The organism is Deinococcus detaillensis, from assembly GCF_007280555.1.
Lineage (GTDB): Bacteria > Deinococcota > Deinococci > Deinococcales > Deinococcaceae > Deinococcus > Deinococcus detaillensis.
Map to the genome: position 1 here is coordinate 54,126 of NZ_VKDB01000013.1, position 17,106 is coordinate 71,231.

Genomic DNA, 17,106 nt, shown 5'->3' on the forward strand with positions numbered 1-17,106 from the left:
CCCGGAGGTCACAGCTCGTTACGGATTACTTGATGTAGGTGGTGACAAACACACCAGGGCGTGTGCCGTAGTAAGCATCCCACAGGTTGCGCTTGTACTCACCGCCCAGGCGGCTGGTGTAACTGACGTGGTAGTTGGTGCCGACCAAGTAGATCACCGGCTGCAACTGGCCTTCGACCTTAGAGAGCTGCTGGCCGATCTTCTGGCGGGCTGCCACGTCCAAGGTCTGGTCGCCTTGGTAGTACAGCTTGGTCATCAAGGTTTCCTGCGGCGTCAGGCAAGCTCCGTTGGCAGGGGCATTGTACGAGTGGAGGTTGGTGCCGCAGGGCACGACATTTGTACCGTAGGGCCAGATGTTGGTGCCGCCAGACAGACCCAGCAAGATGGCGTCGAAGGGGCGGTTGGCACCTTTGGAGGTGAGCTGATCAACCAAGTTGTTAAAATCAATCGGCGTGAAGTTGACCTTGACGCCCACCTTCTTGGCTTCGTCGCGGAAGATACTGCCGAGCTGCTCGCGCACTGTGTTACCGGAGTTGGTGGCGAGGGTAAACGACAGTTCCTTGCCGCTGGCGTCCACCAAGTAGCCGGCCGCGTTCTTCTTCTTGAAGCCGATGTCCGAGAGCAGCTTGCTGGCCGCCGCCAGATTGTACTCGAACTTGGGCGTATCGGCGAATTGGTAATTCTTGAACACCGGATAGGTGCTGGTATACACCGGGGTACCGAGGCCGCCCAGCGCCAGTTGAATCATGCCCTCACGGTTGGCGATGTGGCTCATGGCCTGCCTGAACTTGGCTTCGCGGAAAATTTTTTGCTTGAAGAGATCATCCGACTTGTTCCAGTTAAAGACAATCCAAGAACTGGTCGAGTTGGGGCCGACATTGGGAACCAGTACTGACTTGAGGTTGCCGCCGTCAATGGCCTTCTTGATCTGCGCGAGGTCGTCGGCTTTGGTGGGAGCGTAGACGTCGGTCTGTCCCGACAGGTAAGCCGCCAGATCGGCATTCAAGTCCTTGACGATGCGGATGCTGTACGTATCGAGATACGGAAGGGGCTTCCCGGCGCTGTCGTGAACCCACTGGCCATAGTAAGTATTTTTCTTCAGCACGACCCGCTGGCCCGGCTGATAGCTGGTGATGATCCAGGCCCCCGGCGCAACAATCGTCTTGGGATCGGCGCTGATGCCCCACATCGCCTTGATGCCTTCCGCGCCGCTCTTGGCGTAGACCGGCCCAAACACGTGGTCGGGCCAGGGCGCGTAGCTCATGATCGAGTAAGCGCTGGCGCTCACCGCTGGGAAATCAAACTGCAAGGTGGTGGCGTCGATCTTCTTGACGGTGATCGGCTTTTCGTTGAGGAAAAAGCTGTCGCGGGCGTTGCTGCCCACTTTGTCGTCAACGTCGATCTTGTAAGTCGTTACCCAGTCGTCGGCAGTGATTGCCTGACCGTCGCTGAATTTCATGTCGGGCCGTATCTTGACTGTAAAGCGCTTGCCACCGTTGCTGACCGTCGGCATGGCGGCGGCCATAAACGGAATGAATTCGCCGCTGGTGGGGTCTTGCTGAAAGAGGCCCGCAGTCAAATCGCCCATAAGTTGAGGCAGGCTGTTCGCTTCAGCGGAAGTAAACGGATTGAGCGTTTTGTAATCGCTGAGGGTGGTACCCCTCACCTCGCCGCCCGACTTAGCCTGTGAGACCGGGTCAGCGAACCAGGCAGCAGGGTAGACAAACGGAGCAGCGCTGGCGGCACCTAAGGTGAGTGCGGCAAACATCAGAAATTTCTTCATTGGAGTTCTCCTTGGGAAAGTGAGGTCGGGGCCGAGTGCTCCGTGGTTGGTTGGCCTTGCCGCAAGCACGCGTTGTGAATGTCAAGACCGGGAACGCGGGCTGACAAAGGCAAGGAACGGTAGCGCCCGTACTATAGGCGCGAATTTTGACTCAGGTCAAGCAAATGGCTTATAAGCGCTAAGCAAAATGACTTATGTAAAGTCATGCAGCATACAAAGCTAACAAACGAAACATCCAGCCCCCTTGCGGAAACCGGATGTAAAGTTTGGGTGAATTGTAGCTCAGTGCGACAAGATGGAGATCAAGAGCGCCAGCAGCATGAAAAAGCCGCCCAAGATGCTGGTAATGCGGATCAAACCACCTTCTACACCGCGTCCGCCGAACAAATCGCCGCCCGAGGCGAGACTGGCCGACAAACCGGCTTGCTTGGGCACTTGCAGCAGCACAAAGAAAACGAGGCCAATGCAGATCAGCGCGAACAGGGCAATAAAAATGGAGAGCAGTGCGGTCATTTGGTTCCTTGGGATAAAACTGATTTCAGAGAATTCTCAAACCTGTTGGTGCCGGAGATGGGAGTCGAACCCACACGGTTTCCCGCTTGATTTTGAGTCAAGTGCGTCTGCCATTCCGCCACTCCGGCGACTCTTTGCCTACCTGAGAGCGTCTCAGCAAGGCAAGCGTGATGCTAGCAGTGCAGCGGCCAAAAATCAACTGCTGAGGGGGGTTGGCGGCCCAGGCGTTAGAAGTAAACTGGGCGGCGTGAATCATTTGATGATTTCTAAAACGGCCTTCGCGCTGAGCGTCTTCGCCGCACTGGGTCTGGCAACGGCCAAATGCGACACGGCTCCGGGCAAACTGTTGGGCGGCTTGATGCCCCTTCCGACTTATCTCAGCGCCGAGTGCGGCGCAGATTACGCGGCCATGCGCCAGCAGCAAGTCAAGCTGGCCGAAGGCATGGGCACCATCAGCACCTATGAGCTGTACTGGGTGGCCGAAAAAAACCTCAAGACCTTAGAAAAAGACATCAAAGCTGGTCTCAAGGCCAAAGGCTACCTTGACGATATGCAGCCTTTCAGACTCGCGCCCCTATTCGGTAAGCAGCGGGCTGACGCGACGTTCAGCAAAGGTCAAATCACTTGGAGGGTGATGATCAGCGCTGCCGACGACTCCAACGCGGGCTTCACCGGCAAAGCCAAGCAGCCGTATTTCCTGATTGCCTTCAAGCTCAAATAGGGTTGGCCGCTTTATTCGGAGAGCGTGTCGGGCTTGGCTCCAATGCGGGCACCGATATCGCGCCGCAGCTGAGCGCCCTCAAAGGCAGCCGCCTCAGCCAAGCGGTAGGCTTTTCCCAGCGCGGCATTCAGCGTCGGCGCACAGGCCTGGGCAGCCAGCACCCGCCCCCCGCTGCTGACGAGCTGCCCACCCCGCATAGCTGTACCCGCCTGAAAGAGGTGCTCGCCTTCAGAGGGAGTGGGCAAGCTCAGCGCGATTCCTTTTTCCGGCTCGCCAGGGTAGTTCGGCGCGGCCAGGATGATCACGGCGCTGGCGTCTGAGCTAAAGGTGACCTGCTCGGCGCTCAGCTCGCCCCGCGTGCAGGCCAGCGCGATCTGGGCGAGGTCGCCGCGCAGCAGCGGCAAAACGGCCTCGGCTTCGGGGTCGCCAAAGCGGGCATTAAATTCGACCACCTTGGGGCCGCTCTCGGTCAGCATCAGGCCCGCGTACAGCACGCCGATGTAAGGCCGTCCTTCCTTTGCCATGCCCAGCAGCGCCGCGTCCAGAATTTCGCTTTGCACGCGGCTGAGATCCGCTTCCGAGATGGGAAACGGGCAGATCACGCCCATACCGCCGGTCATCGGGCCGAGATCATTTTCAAAGATGGTTTTGTGGTCTTGCGAGGGCGGCATCATCACCGCCCGCACGCCGTCGCAAAAAGCCAGCACCGTGACTTCTTGGCCGGTCATAAATTTTTCGATGACCGCCTGCGCGTCCGGCACTTCAAAAATAGACATCAGCGCGGCTTGGGCTTCGGCGTGGCTGCGGGCAACCGTGACGCCTTTGCCTGCCCGCAAGCCCGCGTCTTTGATGACGGTGGGCAGCGGCTGGGCGGCGGCGTACTCCAGCGCCTGCGGCAACTCGGCAAAACTGCGGTGCTGGGCGGTGGGAATGCTGTGGCGCAGCATAAAGGCCTTGCTCCACGCTTTGTCGCCTTCCAGCTTGGCGGCGGCCTGGGTGGGGCCAAAAGCTGCGATTCCAGCAGCTTGCAGCGCGTCTATTACGCCAGCGGCCAGCGGCGCTTCGGGGCCGACGATCACCAAGTCCACCTGTTCTTGCTGCGCGAGGGCGCTGACAGCTTCCGGCGTCGGCTCACCCGCTACGCAGCGGGCCAGCGCCGCGACGCCCGGATTGCCCGGCATACACAGTACGCTGCTGACGCTGGGTGCGCGGCAAAGCGCTTCCACGATGGCGTGTTCGCGCCCGCCGCTGCCGATGACGAGCACTTTCACGCCTGGTCTTCCATCGGCCGTTTCGCCCGCTTCTGGAAGTACCGCGCCAGGCCCTGCACACCCATCCAAGGCGGGCAGACCAAAATGAACTTTTCGGTGAGGCCCGGGATCTCGGCGCTCAGATTGGTGTGCAGCTCGGCGGTAAAGGCCCGCGTGATGCTCTCCAGGTCTTCGCCTGCCGCGAGGCGCTGACCCACCCGCGCGGCGTCGGTGTGGATGCTGGCCAGCAGTCCGTCCCAGTGCGCGGCGGTGTGGACATAGCTGCCGAAGTGCGTCAGGTGAATCCGGCGGGCGGGCAAGTTACGCAGCAGGGCGACGCTCGCGGCCCAGGCTTCCAGATCAATGTCCGGCGGCGGCGTGGGCGGGCGCGGCGTCTGGGCAATGGCAATGCGGATACCGCCCACGTCACCCACATACAAATCGTCCTCGGCGTGGTAAGCCAAGTGGTGAACGGCGTGCCCCGGCGTGTAATGCACCTTTACGCCTTGCGGCAAGCCGCTGAACGCTAAGGTTTCGCCACCCCTCAAAATCACCAAGCGTCCCTCGGGAACCGGCAGCATGTCGCCCCACAGCGTTTCCATCTGATCGCCGTAAATTTGGGTGGCGCTGGCCAGCAAGCGCTCCGGGCGGCTGAGGTGGCCCGCGCCGCGCTCATGGACATACACTTTGGCGTCAGGCAGGCGCTGTGCCAAGTGGCCCGCCGCGCCCGCGTGGTCAAAGTGGATGTGGGTCAGCAAAATATGGCGCACTTCGCTGAGGTCTCTGCCCAGCCGGTTGAGTCCGCGCTCCAGAGCAGGCAAGGTGGTGCTGGGGCCGGTGTCTACCAAGGCCAAGCCGTCACCCGTGTCGAAGACGTAACAAGCGATGCTCCCTGCCACGCCCATAAAGTCGAGGTCAATCAGGTTTGCGCCTGCCCCAAGGCTGGGTTTGGGCAGATTCGGAATATAAGGAGCGTCAGAAAAAGGCACCTTACGCCATCCCCGTGAGGCGTGCGCCCACCAGCGCCAAGCCGAGGACTGCCTGCGCTCCCGCCGTCCAGCTCAGTGGCCCAGCCGAAGGCGTGCCCTTCAGCGGCCCAAACGCGGCCAAGCTCAGCAGCAAAGCCGAAAACAAAATCAACGTCACCAGTGCCCACAGGATCATGCCCTGAGCTTAACAAATACAGCTCAGTGGGGTGCGCTCACCGCTGGGTCTGCGCTGTGCTGCTAATCGCGCTGACGGGCTGACACTGCCAGAAGCGCTTCAAAGTCGTCGGGCTGGTTGGGGTCGTCAAGGGCGGCTTTGTTGCGCCCGGTGTGGCCGCACTTCTGACAGCGGTAAGCGATCATCCAGCCTTTTTTGGGGTGCTGCTCCACTTCCATCGGCTCTAATAAGCCGCCGCAATTGGCCGCCCGGTCTCCCGGAAAGACGTCGAGGTGCAGGCTGTGCAGGCAGGCCGGGCAGTGGTTGCGCACCGAGCCGTTGCTCAGCGGCAAAACTGACAGGCCGCAGTGGGCGCAACTGAAAGCGGTGTTGGTGCCGGAGACGGTAAAGCGGCGGGTCATCCGAGCTTCACCGGCTGCGCCGCCACGTCGCCCAGCGCGTATTGAGGTACTCGCGCACGTCGGGCAGTCCCACCAGCATCAACCCGCAGCCCATGAAAATCAGGCCCACCAAAGTGACGATCCAGCCGCCCCACGCGCCCTGACCCGCCACCAAGCCGACCAACATGGCCAGCACGCCGAGGCCGATGCTCAGCGAGATGGTCACCCGCCAGGCCAGCACCGAGCCTTTGTCCACGTTGAGCAGCAGCCAACCCGAGGCCACCAGAATCAGCGCGTTGCTCAGCCAGCGGGCGAAGTCGCCCTGTACCCATTTTGCGGCTACCGGCACGGCAGCCGTCAGCAAAATAACCAAGAGCAGCGTGCGGGTGGTGGTTTGACCGCTTTGGATGGGAAGGGGAGAACCGGACATAAGCGCATTCAAGCACAGGCGCTCGGCAAATTCAGCAGCAAAATGCCCCGTGTCGGCTCAGCGCTCGCCGCGTCTACTCAGCTCCACGGATCAGCGCCGCGCACCCAGTCCCAAAAGAGGCCAACACGGTTTTTTCGGAGGACAGCACGTGCGCTTCGCCGACCATTCCCGGCACCAGCGAGCGGCCTGCCAGTTGCAGGCGGCCACCTTCAAGTGGCAGTTCCACTTCCACCTGATAGGTGACGTTGCCGTTGGCCGCATCAGTGTCACTGGTGGGCGCGACGCCCTGAAGCAGGCCGTTGGTCACGCCGTACTTCTGGCGCGGGTAGCCGTTCCAAGCGATTTGCACCCGTGAATCGGTTCTCAGCTTGGGCCGGTCGGATTCCGCCGCTTTGCCCCGGAAGATCAATCTCTCGCCTTCTGGCAAAATGGACAGAACACTCTGGCCGCCGTTGACGGCCTGACCAACGTGAATATCCGAGAGCTGCATAATCTGCCCGTCCACCGGACTGATGACCTTGACCTGCTGGTTGCGTTCTTGCAGCGACAACTGCGCCTGCGCCGAGCCGAGTTGCGATTTGGCCCTTTGCAGATTGGACTCGGCCAAGCGCTCAGCGGCCACGGCGGCTTCCAAATCGGCCCGCGAAAGACCACCCAAATCAAAAATGGCGCGGGCACTCTTGGCGGCCTGCTGCTTGCTCTGAAGGTCGATTTGAGCGCTGTCGATGCCCTGACCGGCCTGAGCGGCGGCGCTTTTTTGAACTTCGAGTTGAAGTTTGGCGTCCTGAGCGTCGTGGGCCAGCAAGTCGAGCGTGAACAGTACCTGACCCTTGCGGACTTTTTGCCAGAGCTGCACTTTGCCGCCGACGACCCGCCCGGTGTTGGGAATGCTGACCGTCAGCGGCTGAATGCGCGGCGTCAGCGTGCCCTTGACCACGGCGTAGACGCTGACTTTGGCAAACGCCGACCAGCCGACGGCCCCGGCGGTGAGCAGCCAGATCAAAATGCGCGGCGAGCCTTGCAGGGGCTGTTCCCAGCGGTAGGTCTCTACCATGTTACTCCTCCTGCGCCGCTGCTTACCATGCGCTGTCTCCGGCAAACAGCGCGTTCATCACGGCCAACGTCGAGCTGGAAGGACTCAGCACGCCGTCGTGCAGCTCCAGAACGTGATCGGCTGGGCCGATCAGTGCGGGGCGGTGGGTGATGACCAAGATGGTTTTGTAGCCTTTGAGGTGGGTCAGCAAATTGACCACCCGCGCTTCACGCTCCATATCCAGCGTGGCGGTGGGTTCGTCGAGAATCAGTACGTCCGCGTCACTGAGCAGCGCCCGTGCCAGGCCGAACATCTGGCGCTTGCCGCTCGACAAGCGATGCGGGCTGTTGCCGCCCAGCATGGTGTTCATGCCCTCGGGCAAGCGGCGGATGACCTGTGATAAGCCCAGCGCACTGACCACGTCGCTGAGTTGCTGGTCGGGCACGGTGGGGCCCATGCACAGATTGTCCTGCACGGTGGTGAGGAAGATCGCCACTTCCTGGCGCTGATAAGCGATGCGGGCACGCACGGCGCTGGGGGGGTACTCGCTCAGCGGCAAATCGTCCCAGAACATCTCGCCGCTGACGGGGGTGAGCATGCCGCTGAGCAAGTTGCACAGTGTGCTTTTGCCTGAGCCGTTGCTGCCGAGGAGCGCTACATAGCTGCCTTTGGGCAAGCTGAAGCTGACTTCTTTGAGCAGCGGTCGCTGCGGCATATACGCGAAGCTGAGGTTGCTGATCCGCAGAGCACTTTGCAGCGGCAGTAACTCGCCTTGGGTTTGGCTGCCGTCGGTTTCATTTTCGGGGGTGAGTTCCAGAATCTCGGCCAAGCGGTCAGACGACACCGCGCCCTGCTGCATGGCCTGCAAGTTGAGAATGATGCTGGAGAGTGCGCCCACCGCGTTGCCCACCAAGCCGTAAGTGGCCACCAATTGCCCCACCGAGAGCTTGAGATTGAGCACCTGGGTCGCGCCGTACCACAGCGTGATCATGCTCGACAAGTTGCCCAGCAAAGCGAAGATGATGCCGCTGTTGTTTTGAATCGAAAAGTTCTTCCACTTTTGATCCATCAGCCCCGAGACCTGGTTGCGGCCTTTGAACAGGGCCCAGCCCTAGGCGCGGTAAGCCTTGAGCGCCGAGATGCCTTCGAGGTTGCCGATCATGAAGCTGTCGAGTTCGCCAGCTTTTTTCATCATCTTGCGGCTGGTTTCGCGCAACTTGGGAGCCACCAGCAGCAAGTACGCCACGTCGAGAATCAGCGCCACCGAAGCGACCAAAGCCAACTGAACGTTGTAGAAAAACAGCATTCCGGCGCTGACGATCAAGGTCACGACCGAGGTCGGCACGCCCACCATAAAGCTGGTCAGCACCTCGCGGACGTGATCGAGGTCGCTGAAACGCTGCAAAAAGTCGCCGACGAGGCGCGTTTCGTGAATTTTGAGCGGTAAGCGCAGCAAGTGGTCGAGGTAGCCGATTTGCAGGCGGTAATTCAGGCTCATGGCCAGGTGGTTGGACAAGTACGAGCGCAGCGCCCCGAATCCGGCTTGCAGGGCGGCTAGGCCAAAGATTGCGCCCAGCAAGTAGGGCAGGAGTTGCACTTCGCGGAAGGTCAGTACCCGGTCAAACACCACTTGTGAGAGCAGCGGCGCGACCAAGCTGAGCAGGCCCAGCAGCAAAGTCGCCACCGTGACTTCCATTAGGACGCCCTGCGTGCCTCTGAAGTGCTGCAAGTGGGCAAACAAGCCGCGCAGGCCGCGCTTGCCGATGAAAACACCGCGCTGAAAGCTGGGGCTGGGCCGGAACACCATCATCTTGCCGGTCCACTTGCTCTCAAGTTCGGCGAGGCTGACGCGCCGGGTGCCCTACGCCGGATCGGCCAACCAAGCAAAGCGCTCGCTCAGCTTAAACAGCACCACGTAATGGTTGTGTTCCCAGTGCAAAATGGCGGGCAGATCAATTTGCCCCAGCGCTTCGAGGTCGCCGCTGTAAGCCGAGGCTTCGATGCCCAGCGCCAGCGCGGCGTTTTTGAAGCCCAGCAGGTTGGTCCCGCCCTGCGTGGTACCCGCCAACTCGCGCAGATGGTAAAGCGGCTCTTGGCGGCCCCAGTGCTGAAGAATCATCGCCAGACAGGTCGGCCCGCAATCGGTTCTATCAACTTGCAATATGGTTTTCACTGGACGAGTACCTCTAGAGGAGCGAAAAATTTCACAATGACTGAGTCTTATTTTTGGTGGTGGAACGCCGCATTTGTGTGAGACAGTGCGGAATGTGTGGGGGTACTGGTGGGGAGCGCTAGGGGGCCAGCCGTGCTACGCACCGATAAAGACAAACAAAAAGGAGGCAACGACTCTAGGTTGCCTCCTTTTTGTTTGGTGTTGGCTCGGGTTTTCCGTCCCGTTACAGGGCGTTCACAGCACGGTGCAGATGCTCAGCGTGGTCTGCCGAAATCCTGCACCCAATACGAGCCGTAGCTGCCGCCCTGAGCGTAGCCCACACCGATTTGGGTGAATCGGGCGTTCATCAAGTTGGTGCAGTGGCCGGGCGAGGCCAGCCAACCCGACACCACCGCTTCGGGTGTTGGCTGCCCAGCGGCGATATTTTCACCGACGCTGCTCCAAAGGTAGCTGGCGTTGCTGACGCGCTGATCAAAGGTGCGCCCGTCTTGGCTGGTGTGGCTGAAATAATTCAGCGCGGCCATGTCACTAGCGTGGCCCTGCGCGGAGGCAGTGAGCTGGGCGCTGATGCTCAGGGCGGGTACGGCGGGCAGACTCACGCTGCCGCAAGTCCTCGCCGTGGAGCGGGCGGCGTTGGTCAGTTGCAAGACCCGCTGGGCATAAGCGCTGGTCGTGGGGGGCGGAGTGGGCGTCGGGGCACCAACCGCGTTGACCGTCACCGGAAAATCGAGAAAAGCGCTGGGGGAAGCGGTGAGGGCGGCCCGCACGGTGGCGCTGCCCGCGCCGGTGGCCGTGATGGTGCCGCCGCCCTGCGTGACGCTCACCACGCCCGCGTTGGTGGTCGTCCACATGAGTTGGCCAGGGGCAGCGGGCTTACCACCCACGTACACCGTGAAGGTCTGGGTTTGGCCCACCACCAGCGTGCTGCTGCTCCCCAAGCCCAACGTCTGCACTTTGCTGGGACTGAGCGTCAACTGACTACTGGCTTGAGGCAGATTGGCTTGAGACCCACCTGCTTGAGAACTCGGAGTACGGGGAGTCGGAAGCGTGCTGCAGGCGGCCAAGCTGAGAGCCAAACCAAGAAAAGCCGCCGAGCGCCAGAGGTGGGTTGAAGTCATGTCTGCATTTAAGCAGAGTCTCATGTGGAAAATGAGTTAAAATAAAGGCTATTTTCTCACTCTTTAGAAAGGCCGATGGCAACGACGAAAAAGCAGTGCTTGTGAGAAAATTCTCCACATGCACTGCTCATCTCTTAAACGGTATGGCGCTTGACCCTTTAACTGCGTTCCAGCTCAAAAGCGTGTGGCAAAAAGTCGGCCACGGTGTAGGCCAGCACGTCACCCTGAGCGTTGACGCAAAAGACCTGCGCCTTCGGGCTGAACTCGAACAAAATCTGGCGGCAAGCGCCGCACGGGCTGGCCGGCGGCGAGGCGTCGGAGTACACCACCAACTCGTCAAAGCCGCGCTCACCCGCGCTGGCCATCGCCTGAACAGCCGACTGCTCGGCGCAGCGGCTCAGGCCGTAGCTGGCGTTTTCGACATTGGCTCCAGCGTAGATTTGCCCGCCGGAAGTCCGCATGGCCGCGCCCACCTTGAAGTGACTGTAAGGCGCGTAGGCGTTTGTGAAGGCGGCTTTAGCGGCGCTGAGCAGCTCAGCATCGGGCTGTTCACGGGGTTGCTCCTTATTGGGAAGCGGCTTTTTGGGTTGGACTGGCGTCTGACTTGGGGGCTGACTCATGACTTTCCTCCGGTTTGCTCGGTTCCTCATCGCCGCTTTCTATAAATTTGGACACCAAAACTTTAGACACGCGGCGCTCGTCGGCTTCTTCTACGCGGAATGTCCAGCCTTCGTGAACGAACTCCGCTCCAATTTCGGGAATATCGCCGAAGTGGTTGGTCACAAAGCCCGCCAGCGTTTCAAACTCGCCTTCTTCGTCCTCGAGGGCGTCGCCGAGGAAGGCTTCAGCTTGGTCTACCGTCAACGAGGCGTCCATCATATACACGCCTTCAGAGATTTCGACCACGGGTGATACTTCTTCCTCGTCGGTTTCGTCATAGATTTCGCCGACAATTTCTTCTAGGGCGTCTTCCAGCGTGACCAGTCCTGAGGTGCCGCCGAACTCGTCCACCACGATGGCGAGGTGGGATTTGCGCTGGCGCATCTTGGTCAGGAGGTCTTTGATGCTCATGCTTTCAGGCACGTAAAAGGTGGGGCGCATCAGCTGGGCCACCGTCATCTGATCGAGTTCTTCGAGGTGCTGGAGCACGTCGCTGGTGTGCGCCACGCCCACGATGTTGTCGGGAGTGTCTTGGTAAACCGGCACCCGCGAGTAGCCGTGCTCGGTGCTGAGTTCGAGCAGCCGCCGAATCGGAGCGGAGCCGTCGGCCACCACCATATCGCCGCGCGGCGTCAGCACGCTGCGAACCACCGTGTCCGACAGATCAAAGACGTTGTAGACCAGTTCGCGCTCGTCTTCTTCCAGCACGCCTTCTCTGGAGCTGGCCGAGACGATCATGCGGATTTCTTCTTCCGAATAACTGGTGTGGTGCCCGGCCACCGGTTGGAAGCCGAACAGCCGCAGCACCCCACGCCCGAAAGCGTTCAGCACGAAAATCACCGGCTTGAACACAGCGGTAAAGGCCACCAGCGGTGGAGCAAGCAGCATGGCAAAGCGCTCGCTGCGCTGCAAGGCCGCCGACTTGGGCACCAGTTCGCCGAAGACGATGTGCAGGGTGGTGGACAAGATAAAAGCCAGCCCGAACGAAAACGGCGTCAGCCAGGCGTCTGGCACGCCGATGGCGGTAAACAGCGGGTGCGAGAGGTGTTCGATGGCCGGTTCGGCGATAAAGCCGATCAGCAGACTCATCATGCTGACGCCGAGCTGCACAGCCGCGATGTACTGATCGAGATGGGCCAGTACCCGCTGCACGGTGCGGGCCGCTCCCGAACCGGCTTCGGCGAGTTGGTCGATGCGGGTGTGGCGGACGCTGACCAAAGCGTATTCCACCGCCACAAAAAAGCCGTTGAGCAGCACCAACAAAAAGAGGATTCCAACCCCAAACCAATCGTTCATTTAAGCGGCGCACTCCAAAGCGCCTCAGTCAACACGGGGGATAAAGTTCCACCAGGCGTGCCGCTGTCTACTCTTACAAGGATAAAAACGGCAGAGCAAAGGGCCACAGTTCGGCGTCGCAGCTTGCGAATCCCAAAGAGCGGCCCACGCTCCGGCGTTCCTCTGGCAGCGTGAAGTGAAGCACCTAATTCACGACTGGGAGGTTCGTCCATCTCAGCACATGTTAGCACGCTGCTGGCCGCTGATGAACCGAGCTGTCAACGCGGCAGTGACAAGACAAAGGGCGAGAAGACGCGCCAAAGTGGCGGCACAAAAACAGCTAGGCCCACCACCACGCTGATGATGCTCGCCAGCAGCACCGCGCCCGCCGCCGCGTCTTTGGCGATCTTGGCGGCGGGGTGGTGTTCGGGGCTGATCAGATCAGTGAGGGCTTCCAGAGCAGTGTTGACGAGCTCTAAGCTCAGCACTAGGGCGCAGCACAGCAGCACCGGAGCGGGGGAGACGCGCAGCGCCCAGCACAGCGTCGCGGCCAAGCTCCCCAGCACCACTTCAACCCTGAAGTTGGCCTGGGTTTGCCAAGTGTGGCGCAGGCCAGCCCAAGCAAAGCCCGCCGAACGCTGCCAGCGCCGCCAACTCAGCGCCGAAGTGGAAGCGGCAGGCGGGGGCTTCACGGCGCAGTTGGAGGGGGAGCAGGTGGCTGCGATTGAGCTTGACTGGTCAGGCCAGCGCGTGCGGCGTCCCAAGCCGCGTGGAACACTTGCCACTCTGCTCCCTGCGCTCCTTCCTCGAAGCCCAGTCCCTCGGCATGCGGGTGGTCGAAGCCGACCAAGTGGGTCAGGCCGTGACTGGCCAGCAAAGCCACCTCGTAGGTCAGGCTGTGGCCGCGTGCCTCGGCTTGGCGCTGGGCGGTATCCAAACTGATGATGATGTCGCCCAAATGCGGCGGCACGAACGGGTCGCCCGGCTCGTAAGTCGGAAAGCTCAGCACGTCGGTGGCCGTGTCCTCGCCCCAATGTTCGAGTTTGAGCGCCCGAATCGCCGTGTCCGAAACCAGCACCACTGTCACTTCTTTGTCCTCCACTTCAAAGTGGCGCATGGTGGCCGTGAGAGACGAGCGCAGCGCCGGACGCAGGCCCGCAGGCGGCTTCTTGTGGACGATCAGGTCAATCACGGCTTCATCACGCCGCTGATGTTACCGCCGATAGAAGCTGGCGTTGCTGCTGCGCCACCCACTGTTTAAGGCTTGGCGGGTGGACGGACGCTGACCTTAATCTGGTTGGCGGCCTTGCTGCTAAAGAGCAGCCGAACCCGGAAAAGCCGGTCAGCTTCCCGACCAACTTTGTCTTTGCCGCCGACGCTGTAACTGAAACTGCTGGTTCCGGGCTGAGTGGCGCTGAGCAGCAATACCCAAGTGTTCAGCGCCGAGGCCAGCGAGCTGCTTTTTAAGCTGCCGCGTTCGAAGGGGCCAATAATGCTGGACGAGGAAGAACGTTTGCCGAGCGTGACGCCTTCTTGATAGCGGGCGGCGTTGAGGTTGAGAGTGAGGGCGACCTGCTTTATTCCGGCGGGCAGCGCGAGAACGGAAAGATTCATGGTGCTGCGCGAAAGAATCAGCGATTTGGCTCCGGCAGGGATTTGAACGGTGACGCTACTCTGCTGAGCCTTCGTTTGAGCCGTTGCACTGCTGGCCAGTAACACCACGAGGCTCGTCAGCGTTGCACGTGAGCAAAAAGCGTTCATCTTTGTATCCTAAACATACGTTCTGAGAAATCTTGTTGCGCCGCGCTCAGCGTAAGTAAGGTGCAAATTCGGCTTGCTCGCTGCTGGTCACTTCGGTGTCAGCCACACCCGTGACCAAGTTGAGCGAGATGGTTTCGCCGCTGATGTCTTTGCCAAGCGTGCTCACTTTGGCTGCGCCGCGCAGCAAGATGGCCGACTTGGTGGGCAGGGCGACCATCTGCGCGGCGCTGGCGGCTGGCGTCGACGCGCTGACATTGCCCACGGCGGTGACAGCTCCGGTGCGGGTGTCTACATAGATGGTCTGAGCGCTGAGGTTTTTGACCCGGTAATCGCTGTAACTCAGGTTGCCGGTGGCCGTGACCAATGAGGCCTTTTGGTTGTAGCTGATCTGCTGGGCCTTGAGGGTGCCGCCTTGCCGGGTTGTGACCACTGCGCCGCTGGCACTTAGGCTCTCGCCCGCTTTGATGCTGATAAAACCGGCCACCACCGTCAGGCCCGCTTTGTTGTCGCGCACCGTGCCGCCGCCGGGGAGATCGGTGGTGCCGGTGGCGAGGTTGAGTTTTTGTGCGCCGCGCGGCGTGATTTGCAACCCGAAGGCTGAGCTGCTTTGCGCCAGGCTGGGAAGAGCGGTCAGGGGAATCAGGAGAGCGGAGATCAGTAGGAGGGGGGCGCGTTTCATGCCGCTCACCTTAATGCTTCTGGCTGACGGCTGTTTGACGCTCTGATGAGGGTTGATACTCAGATGAGAGGGCTGCCCGTAATGCGGTGCAGCGGCGGGCCCCGTCCACAGGCAGTAGAGTAGCTTTAACTGTGACGCGTTTCGTATTGAGTTTGTTTCTGGCCATGTGTGGTTGTTTCAGCGCGGCGGCTCCCCGAATTGGCAGCCATGACGGCTACACCCGCCTGGTGTTTGAGCTGCCTGCCAAGACCAGCTTGCCAACCAGCGGCCAGCTTAGCGGCCAAACCTACACCGTGCAGCTCAGCCGCGCTCTGCCCAGCGAGTCGGGCGTGGTGAGTGCGCCGGGGCTAAGCCGCTGGACCATTCAAGGCCAGCGCATCACCCTGAATCTGCGCGGCGGCGGAGTACCCAAGCTCTCGGCGCTGCCTGCCGCTTCTGGGCAAGCCGCCCGCCTCGTCATTGACGTGCCGATCAGTGCCAAGACCTTTGCCGATAAAAAAGTCACCCGTCCCACGTCTCTTAATTCGCCGGTCACGGTGGTGATTGATCCGGGTCACGGCGGGGTCTTTCCGGGGATGTCGAGTCAGTGGGTCGTCGAAAAAAACATCACGATGGACGTGGCCCTGCGGGTACGCAGCAAGTTGGAAGCGCGGGGCGTCAAGGTCATCTTGACCCGCAGCGGCGATACCCAGATCAGCACCAATCTCGCTACCGATCTCGACGCCCGCTCGCGACTGGCCAACAATGGCAAAGTGGGAGCGTTTATCAGCATTCATGTCAACGCGGGCGGTTCCGGCGCTCAGGGCATAGAAACGTATTACTTCGGTGCGCCGATGGCGGGCAGCAGCCGCAGCTTGGCCGTGGAAGAAAACGGCGGCGGCAGTTTGGGTCTGGAGCTGACCAAGCGGGCCAGCACTACCGCCCAAAATCTGCTGGGCGACCTCGTGGCGCAGGCCAAGCTGACTTTCTCGCGGGACTTGGCCGCCAAAGTGCAGCAAAATCTGGTGCAGGCCACTGGAGCCGTCAACCGGGGCGTGCGTTCGGACACCTTCGTGGTGATCTTGCACCCCACCACCCCCGCCATCCTGACTGAAATCGGCTTTGGCAGTAGCCCCACCGAAGGCCCCAAACTTGCCTCAGCCGCTTACCGCGACCAGATTGCCGGAGCGATTGCTGGCGCGATTGCGTCATATCTGCACGTGCCTTAAAATTTCTTTGGACGCGGCTCTTGACCTACAACCCACACCAGAAACCAACTGGAAGTTTGGCTGTTTATCAATAGCGGACTGCACAGTAAAAGACTATGCCCGGTTACTGCGCCAGCTTCGGAACGTCGGTACGATAGCGGGGTGCAAGCTCCCCCTATTGGCCCGGTGGTCAGCCTGACTCTCAACCGCTATACCTGGTCTCATGCCCGGGCCGGCATGAGCAAGATGGGGCGCGATCACCCGCACCTGCGCGGCGTGCCGGGCTTAGACTTTTACCGCTTGTTGGGCAGCGGGCGCGGAAACGACCTCGGTTTGGGCGTAGATTTGCGGCGCTGGGCCAGACTGGCGGTGTGGTCGTCGCCAGCCGCTTATCAGCTTTTCGAGGACAGTCTTTGGCGGCGGCAGGAACTGGCTCTGACGCAGGAGAGCTATACCCTGATGCTGCGGCCTACGCGCTGGCACGGGCAGTGGGGCGGCCAGACCCTGTTCGCTCCGCCGCCTGCTAAGCCGCCAAAAACGGCTGGTCATTCTGAGGCCTGTCCGCCGGAGGGAGGCCGGATCGCCGTCCTGACCCGCGCTGCCATTCGCCCTGCCAGATTGGCCGCTTTCTGGCGCAGCGTGCCCGCTTCACAAGCAGGTTTGCCCACGCAGCCGGGTTTACTGGCCTCGGTGGGGCTGGGCGAAGTGCCGCTGCTGCATCAGGCCACCTTCAGCGTCTGGCGAGACACCGCCAGTATGCTGGCTTACGCCTATAGAGGAGCGGGCCACCGGGGGGCTATGGCTCAGGCCAAACGGGACAACTGGTTTAGCGAGGAGCTGTTTGTCCGCTTCGCCGTGCTGTCTGGACAGGGGAGCTGGAATGGGCGTGATCCACTGGCTTCAGAGGCTCTCGGCCCGTCTCACTGAAGCTAAGCAGTTCAGTCTTGCGGCCCCGCTCCGACGTATTCCAGTTCATATC

At 61.0% G+C, this 17,106-nt stretch carries 21 protein-coding genes and 1 tRNA gene; 3 read left to right on the top strand and 19 right to left on the bottom strand.

Annotated elements, in window-relative coordinates:
* Positions 1 to 25 precede the first annotated feature (25 nt).
* From FNU79_RS12040 to FNU79_RS12050, 3 genes are all read right to left on the bottom strand, one after another.
* A complete protein-coding gene (locus FNU79_RS12040; RefSeq protein WP_143721079.1) occupies positions 26 to 1,783 on the bottom strand; it encodes an ABC transporter substrate-binding protein in 1,758 nt (585 codons plus the stop codon).
* 282 nt (positions 1,784 to 2,065) lie between these two features.
* Positions 2,066 to 2,296, bottom strand: coding sequence for a preprotein translocase subunit SecG (gene secG, locus FNU79_RS12045; protein ID WP_124869383.1), 231 nt, complete (start codon positions 2,294 to 2,296; stop codon positions 2,066 to 2,068).
* 46 nt (positions 2,297 to 2,342) lie between these two features.
* A tRNA-Leu gene (locus FNU79_RS12050) sits at positions 2,343 to 2,424 on the bottom strand.
* A gap of 119 nt (positions 2,425 to 2,543) precedes the next feature.
* On the opposite strand from FNU79_RS12050, the gene FNU79_RS12055 reads away from it, so the two are divergent.
* A complete protein-coding gene (locus tag FNU79_RS12055; RefSeq protein ID WP_143721080.1) occupies positions 2,544 to 3,017 on the top strand; it encodes a hypothetical protein in 474 nt (157 codons plus the stop codon).
* An 11-nt stretch (positions 3,018 to 3,028) separates the two neighbouring features.
* Here the strand turns inward: FNU79_RS12055 and purD are convergent, their stop codons facing one another.
* The 16 genes from purD to FNU79_RS12120 all read right to left on the bottom strand — a co-directional run bounded on the left by purD (position 3,029) and on the right by FNU79_RS12120 (position 14,940).
* Positions 3,029 to 4,288: a phosphoribosylamine--glycine ligase gene (purD, locus tag FNU79_RS12060; RefSeq protein ID WP_143721081.1), complete on the bottom strand. Its 1,260-nt coding sequence runs from the start codon at positions 4,286 to 4,288 to the stop codon at positions 3,029 to 3,031.
* Complete coding sequence (locus FNU79_RS12065) at positions 4,285 to 5,256, bottom strand: MBL fold metallo-hydrolase (RefSeq protein WP_318636147.1); 972 nt, start codon at positions 5,254 to 5,256, stop codon at positions 4,285 to 4,287. Before FNU79_RS12065 ends, purD begins: the two co-directional genes overlap by 4 nt.
* Position 5,257: 1 nt before the next feature.
* On the bottom strand, positions 5,258 to 5,431 hold the full coding sequence (locus FNU79_RS19140; RefSeq protein WP_185974697.1) for a hypothetical protein: 174 nt from the start codon (positions 5,429 to 5,431) through the stop codon (positions 5,258 to 5,260).
* Positions 5,432 to 5,493: 62 nt separating this feature from the next.
* Entirely contained in the window at positions 5,494 to 5,832 is a 339-nt protein-coding gene (locus tag FNU79_RS12070; protein WP_143721082.1) for an RNHCP domain-containing protein, read from the bottom strand.
* Between the two features lie 7 nt (positions 5,833 to 5,839).
* Entirely contained in the window at positions 5,840 to 6,241 is a 402-nt protein-coding gene (locus tag FNU79_RS19145; RefSeq protein ID WP_185974698.1) for a hypothetical protein, read from the bottom strand.
* Positions 6,242 to 6,314: 73 nt separating this feature from the next.
* Entirely contained in the window at positions 6,315 to 7,295 is a 981-nt protein-coding gene (locus FNU79_RS12080; RefSeq protein WP_143721084.1) for an HlyD family secretion protein, read from the bottom strand.
* 22 nt (positions 7,296 to 7,317) lie between these two features.
* Positions 7,318 to 8,343: an ATP-binding cassette domain-containing protein gene (locus FNU79_RS19440; protein ID WP_225430041.1), complete on the bottom strand. Its 1,026-nt coding sequence runs from the start codon at positions 8,341 to 8,343 to the stop codon at positions 7,318 to 7,320.
* A 42-nt stretch (positions 8,344 to 8,385) separates the two neighbouring features.
* Entirely contained in the window at positions 8,386 to 9,084 is a 699-nt protein-coding gene (locus tag FNU79_RS19445; RefSeq protein WP_225430042.1) for an ABC transporter transmembrane domain-containing protein, read from the bottom strand.
* Positions 9,085 to 9,135: 51 nt separating this feature from the next.
* A complete protein-coding gene (locus tag FNU79_RS19450; RefSeq protein ID WP_225430043.1) occupies positions 9,136 to 9,447 on the bottom strand; it encodes a cysteine peptidase family C39 domain-containing protein in 312 nt (103 codons plus the stop codon).
* Between the two features lie 254 nt (positions 9,448 to 9,701).
* On the bottom strand, positions 9,702 to 10,565 hold the full coding sequence (locus FNU79_RS12090; protein ID WP_225430044.1) for a CAP domain-containing protein: 864 nt from the start codon (positions 10,563 to 10,565) through the stop codon (positions 9,702 to 9,704).
* A gap of 158 nt (positions 10,566 to 10,723) precedes the next feature.
* Complete coding sequence (gene cdd / locus FNU79_RS12095) at positions 10,724 to 11,185, bottom strand: cytidine deaminase (RefSeq protein ID WP_143721085.1); 462 nt, start codon at positions 11,183 to 11,185, stop codon at positions 10,724 to 10,726.
* A complete protein-coding gene (locus tag FNU79_RS12100; protein WP_143721086.1) occupies positions 11,130 to 12,521 on the bottom strand; it encodes a hemolysin family protein in 1,392 nt (463 codons plus the stop codon). Before FNU79_RS12100 ends, cdd begins: the two co-directional genes overlap by 56 nt.
* 257 nt (positions 12,522 to 12,778) lie before the next feature.
* Entirely contained in the window at positions 12,779 to 13,192 is a 414-nt protein-coding gene (locus tag FNU79_RS12105; protein WP_143721087.1) for a diacylglycerol kinase, read from the bottom strand.
* Entirely contained in the window at positions 13,189 to 13,692 is a 504-nt protein-coding gene (ybeY, locus tag FNU79_RS12110) for an rRNA maturation RNase YbeY (protein WP_143721088.1), read from the bottom strand. The genes FNU79_RS12105 and ybeY overlap by 4 nt, the downstream gene beginning before the upstream one ends.
* Positions 13,693 to 13,757: 65 nt before the next feature.
* Positions 13,758 to 14,261, bottom strand: a complete 504-nt coding sequence (locus FNU79_RS12115) for a hypothetical protein (protein WP_143721089.1) — start codon at positions 14,259 to 14,261, stop codon at positions 13,758 to 13,760.
* Positions 14,262 to 14,307: 46 nt separating this feature from the next.
* Positions 14,308 to 14,940 carry a hypothetical protein gene (locus FNU79_RS12120; RefSeq protein ID WP_124869344.1) on the bottom strand — a complete coding sequence of 211 codons (633 nt, stop codon included), beginning with the start codon at positions 14,938 to 14,940 and terminating at the stop codon, positions 14,308 to 14,310.
* Positions 14,941 to 15,071: 131 nt separating this feature from the next.
* Between FNU79_RS12120 and FNU79_RS12125 the strand changes: the two genes are divergently transcribed.
* Both FNU79_RS12125 and FNU79_RS12130 read left to right on the top strand, forming a co-directional pair.
* A complete protein-coding gene (locus tag FNU79_RS12125) occupies positions 15,072 to 16,148 on the top strand; it encodes an N-acetylmuramoyl-L-alanine amidase (protein WP_225430045.1) in 1,077 nt (358 codons plus the stop codon).
* 141 nt (positions 16,149 to 16,289) lie between these two features.
* Positions 16,290 to 17,054 (top strand): hypothetical protein, encoded by a 765-nt coding sequence (locus tag FNU79_RS12130; RefSeq protein WP_225430046.1) that lies wholly within the window; start codon positions 16,290 to 16,292, stop codon positions 17,052 to 17,054.
* Positions 17,055 to 17,106: the final 52 nt, after the last annotated feature.

What these genes read in the sequence shown, in the direction of transcription:
- FNU79_RS19140 (WP_185974697.1), bottom strand. Translation starts at nt 5,431, where the DNA reads ATGATCCTGTGGGCACTGGTGACGTTGATTTTGTTTTCGGCTTTGCTG.
- cdd (WP_143721085.1), bottom strand. Translation starts at nt 11,185, where the DNA reads ATGAGTCAGCCCCCAAGTCAGACGCCAGTCCAACCCAAAAAGCCGCTT.
- FNU79_RS19440 (WP_225430041.1), bottom strand. Translation starts at nt 8,343, where the DNA reads ATGGATCAAAAGTGGAAGAACTTTTCGATTCAAAACAACAGCGGCATC.
- FNU79_RS12040 (WP_143721079.1), bottom strand. Translation starts at nt 1,783, where the DNA reads ATGAAGAAATTTCTGATGTTTGCCGCACTCACCTTAGGTGCCGCCAGC.
- secG (WP_124869383.1), bottom strand. Translation starts at nt 2,296, where the DNA reads ATGACCGCACTGCTCTCCATTTTTATTGCCCTGTTCGCGCTGATCTGC.
- FNU79_RS12080 (WP_143721084.1), bottom strand. Translation starts at nt 7,295, where the DNA reads ATGGTAGAGACCTACCGCTGGGAACAGCCCCTGCAAGGCTCGCCGCGC.
- FNU79_RS19445 (WP_225430042.1), bottom strand. Translation starts at nt 9,084, where the DNA reads ATGATGGTGTTCCGGCCCAGCCCCAGCTTTCAGCGCGGTGTTTTCATC.
- FNU79_RS12120 (WP_124869344.1), bottom strand. Translation starts at nt 14,940, where the DNA reads ATGAAACGCGCCCCCCTCCTACTGATCTCCGCTCTCCTGATTCCCCTG.
- FNU79_RS12090 (WP_225430044.1), bottom strand. Translation starts at nt 10,565, where the DNA reads ATGACTTCAACCCACCTCTGGCGCTCGGCGGCTTTTCTTGGTTTGGCT.
- FNU79_RS12115 (WP_143721089.1), bottom strand. Translation starts at nt 14,261, where the DNA reads ATGAACGCTTTTTGCTCACGTGCAACGCTGACGAGCCTCGTGGTGTTA.
- FNU79_RS12070 (WP_143721082.1), bottom strand. Translation starts at nt 5,832, where the DNA reads ATGACCCGCCGCTTTACCGTCTCCGGCACCAACACCGCTTTCAGTTGC.
- FNU79_RS12100 (WP_143721086.1), bottom strand. Translation starts at nt 12,521, where the DNA reads ATGAACGATTGGTTTGGGGTTGGAATCCTCTTTTTGTTGGTGCTGCTC.
- FNU79_RS19145 (WP_185974698.1), bottom strand. Translation starts at nt 6,241, where the DNA reads ATGTCCGGTTCTCCCCTTCCCATCCAAAGCGGTCAAACCACCACCCGC.